Genomic DNA, 3461 nt, shown 5'->3' with positions numbered 1-3461 from the left:
CCCACGCCCTCGCGATCGATGACGGCAAACGGGTCCTGCTTCAGGATCCCTTCCGCCACGTACCTGGGCAGGAACTTGTTGATGTCGTCGCGCGAGAAGCCGTAAGTGGTCTGCGTCAAATCGTTGGTGCCGAAGCTGAAGAACTCGGCATCCTTGGCGATCTGGTCCGCAATGATGCAGGCCCGCGGCAGCTCAATCATGGTTCCGACCAGGTAGTGAACGTGTTGTCCCTTCTCCGCGAACACTTCCTCCGCCACGCGGCGGCAGATTGCCGACTGGTTCTCCATCTCCTTCATCGTGCCGGTCAGCGGGATCATGATCTCGGCGTGCGTCTTGATGCCCGCCTTCTCGCAATCCACTGCCGCCTCGATGATGGCCCGCGCCTGCATCTCGGTGACCTCGGGCAGCGCAATCCCCAGCCGGCATCCGCGGAAGCCCAGCATGGGGTTGAACTCATGCAGCTCTTCGACGCGCGCCAGCACCTTGCGCAGCTCTTTCAGCTTGGGAGACTTCGGCTTGGTCGCCTCCAGCACCGCGATCTCCACCATCAGTTCCTCGCGTTTGGGGAGGAACTCGTGCAGAGGCGGGTCGAGCAGACGGATGGTTACCGGCAAACCGCCCATCGCCTTGAACAGCCCGGCGAAGTCAGCGCGCTGCATCGGCAGCAGCTTCTTCAGCGCTGCCCGGCGGTCCTTCTCGTTGTCGGCCAGGATCATGGCGCGCATGTGATCGATGCGGTCCTCGGCGAAGAACATATGCTCGGTGCGGCACAGTCCAATGCCTTCCGCCCCGAACGCCTTCGCCTGGATGGCATCGCGCGGGATGTCGGCATTAGCGCGCACGCCCAGCTTGCGGTAGGGCTCGCTCCAGCTCAGCAGCGTCTGCAGTTCTGGATCGTCCACCGAGGCCGGAACGGTGTTCAGACGTCCCTTGATCACGCGGCCGGTAGTTCCATCGAGCGAAATCCAATCGCCTTCATGGAATTCCTGGCCCTTCACCGTCATCGTCTTGTGGTGCTCGTTGACGCCGATGTCGCCGGCGCCCGCCACGCAGCACTTGCCCATGCCGCGCGTGACCACCGCCGCGTGGCTGGTCATGCCGCCACGCGAGGTCAGGATGCCGACCGCCACTTCCATGCCGTGAATATCTTCTGGCGTGGTTTCGGCGCGCACCAGGATGACCGGGTTCTTCTTCTTGCCAGTGCCCGCCTTCACCACCGCTTCATCGGCGGTGAACACGATCTGGCCCACGGCCGCGCCCGGCGATGCCGGCAATCCCGTGGCCAGCACTTCCACATTCACGCCCTTCTCGTCGAGCCGCGGAACCAGGAAGTCGTACAGCTGGTTCGGTTCCACGCGCATGAAGGCTTCTTCCTTCGAGATCAGCCCCTCATTCACCATCTGGATCCCGACCCGCACTGCCGCGCGCCCGGTACGCTTGCCGTTGCGCGTCTGCAACATGTAGAGCTTGCCCTCCTGGATGGTGAACTCGAAGTCCTGCATGTCCTTGTAGTGCTTTTCCAGCCGCGTGGTGATGTCGCGCAGCTGCTCGTATACCTGGGGCATGATCTTGTTGAGCTCGGCGATGTGCACCGGCGTGCGGATGCCGGCCACCACGTCTTCGCCCTGCGCGTTCATCAGGAACTCGCCGTAGAACTCCTTGTCACCAGTGGCGGGATTGCGCGTAAAGCCCACGCCCGTGCCGCTGGTCTCGCCCAGGTTGCCGAACACCATCGCCTGCACGTTGACTGCGGTGCCCAGGTTGTCGTCGATGTTGTTAATGCGCCGGTAAGTCTTGGCGCGCTGGTTCATCCATGAGCGGAACACCGCGTCGCGGGCCATCACCAGCTGCTCTTTCGGGTCCTGCGGGAAATCGCGCTTGGTATGCTTCTTCACCGCCTGCTTGTAGTCCTTGATCACGTCCTTCAGCGCCGATGCATCCAGGTCGGTGTCCAGCTTGGCCTTCTTCTTTTTCTTGATGCTCTCGAAGACCTCGTCAAAAACCGCCTTCGGGACTTCCAGGACGACGTTGCCGAACATCTGGATCAGCCGGCGATAGCTGTCGTAAGCGAAGCGCGGGTTGTTGCTGCGCTTGGCCAGGGCTTCCACCGACGTATCGTTCAGCCCGAGGTTCAGGATGGTGTCCATCATGCCGGGCATGGAGAACTTCGCGCCCGAGCGCACGCTGACCAGCAGCGGATTTTCGCCCTGCCCCAGTTTCTGGCCCTGGATCCTTTCCAGCCGCGCCAGCGCTTCGTTCATCTGCCGGTCGATCTCCGGCGAAAGCTGCCCGCGCATGTACTCGCGGCAAGCCTCAGTTTGAATGGTGAATCCCGGCGGGACCGGCAGGCCGGCATTGGTCATCTCCGCCAACCCCGCTCCCTTGCCACCCAGCACATCTTTCATCTTCCCGTTGCCGTCGGCCTTGCCCTCGCCGAAGAAGTAAACGTACTTGGCAGCGCCTTCTTTCGCCGTCGCCATTTTGGGGCTCTCGACTTCCATCGTGGTAGTGCTCATGTGCTCATCCTTTTCTTCTATGAAGACGTTTGAATTTCAATCCCGATACTGCGCTGATGAAACCTTTGAAACCTTCTGAAACCGTCGACCGTCGACTACTTCTTCTCCGTCACGATCTCCGAGAAATCCGCAATTGTCGAAAACTCCCGCGACAATGCCTGCAGCAGCGCCAGCCGGTTGGCCCGCAGCCGCTCGTCCTCCACCATCACCATCACCTTGTCGAAGAACGTGTCCACCGCCGGGCGAATCGTCGCAATCTCCGCCAGCGCGGCCTCATAGTCCGCCTGCTGTGACAACTCGCGCACCCTCGGACCTACCCGCTGCATCTCCGAAGCCAGCGCCTTCTCCGCGTCGTCGCTCAAGAGGTTCTTGTCGAGAGACTCACCGATCTGCTTTCCCGTCTCCCTCGCCTGACGCAAGATGTTCTTGATTCGCTTGAACGCCGCCGAGATCGCCTCGAAATCTTCCGACGGCCTCACCTTCGCCACCGCCTGCGCCCGCGCCACCGCATCCACAACATCATCGGCGCCGGCCGCCAGCACCGCGTTCGCCACGTCATATGCGAATGCCAGCGCATCCCGGAGATAAAATTCCAGCCGCTCGCGGGTGAAGGCCAGCAGCGGCTGCAGCAGCGCGTTTCGTCCTTCACCAGACTGCACCGACGCTGTGAATTTTTTCTCTGCCTGCGATGCCGCGTACGCGCCCAGCGCGTCCCGAAACAAGATTCCCATGCTCAGCGGAAGCTTGTGCTCCGCCACCGTCTTGATGATCCCGTTCGCCTGCCGCCGCAGCGCAAACGGATCCTTCGACCCGCTCGGTATCAGCCCCAGCGCGAACATGCCGGCAATCGAATCCGCTTTGTCGGCGATCGCCAGCACCGCGCCCTCGATCGTACGCGGCACCCTGTCTTCCATCGACTCCGGTTTGTACTGGTCGTAAATTGCG

The 3461-nt window shown here is 61.9% G+C and carries 2 protein-coding genes; both read right to left on the bottom strand.

Features of this window, described 5'->3' with window-relative positions:
* A partial coding sequence (gene ppdK / locus VFI82_03870; GenBank protein HET7183796.1) for a pyruvate, phosphate dikinase occupies nt 1-2516 on the bottom strand: 2516 nt, incomplete at its 3' end.
* A gap of 95 nt (nt 2517-2611) precedes the next feature.
* Nucleotides 2612-3461, bottom strand: an 850-nt coding sequence (locus VFI82_03865; GenBank protein ID HET7183795.1) for a glycine--tRNA ligase subunit beta, incomplete at its 5' end; no start/stop codon positions are given.

It is taken from the genome of Terriglobales bacterium (genome assembly GCA_035691485.1).
In the GTDB taxonomy this organism is placed as follows: Bacteria; Acidobacteriota; Terriglobia; order Terriglobales; family Acidobacteriaceae; genus JAIQGF01.
This window is presented reverse-complemented; position numbering and strand designations above follow the sequence as displayed.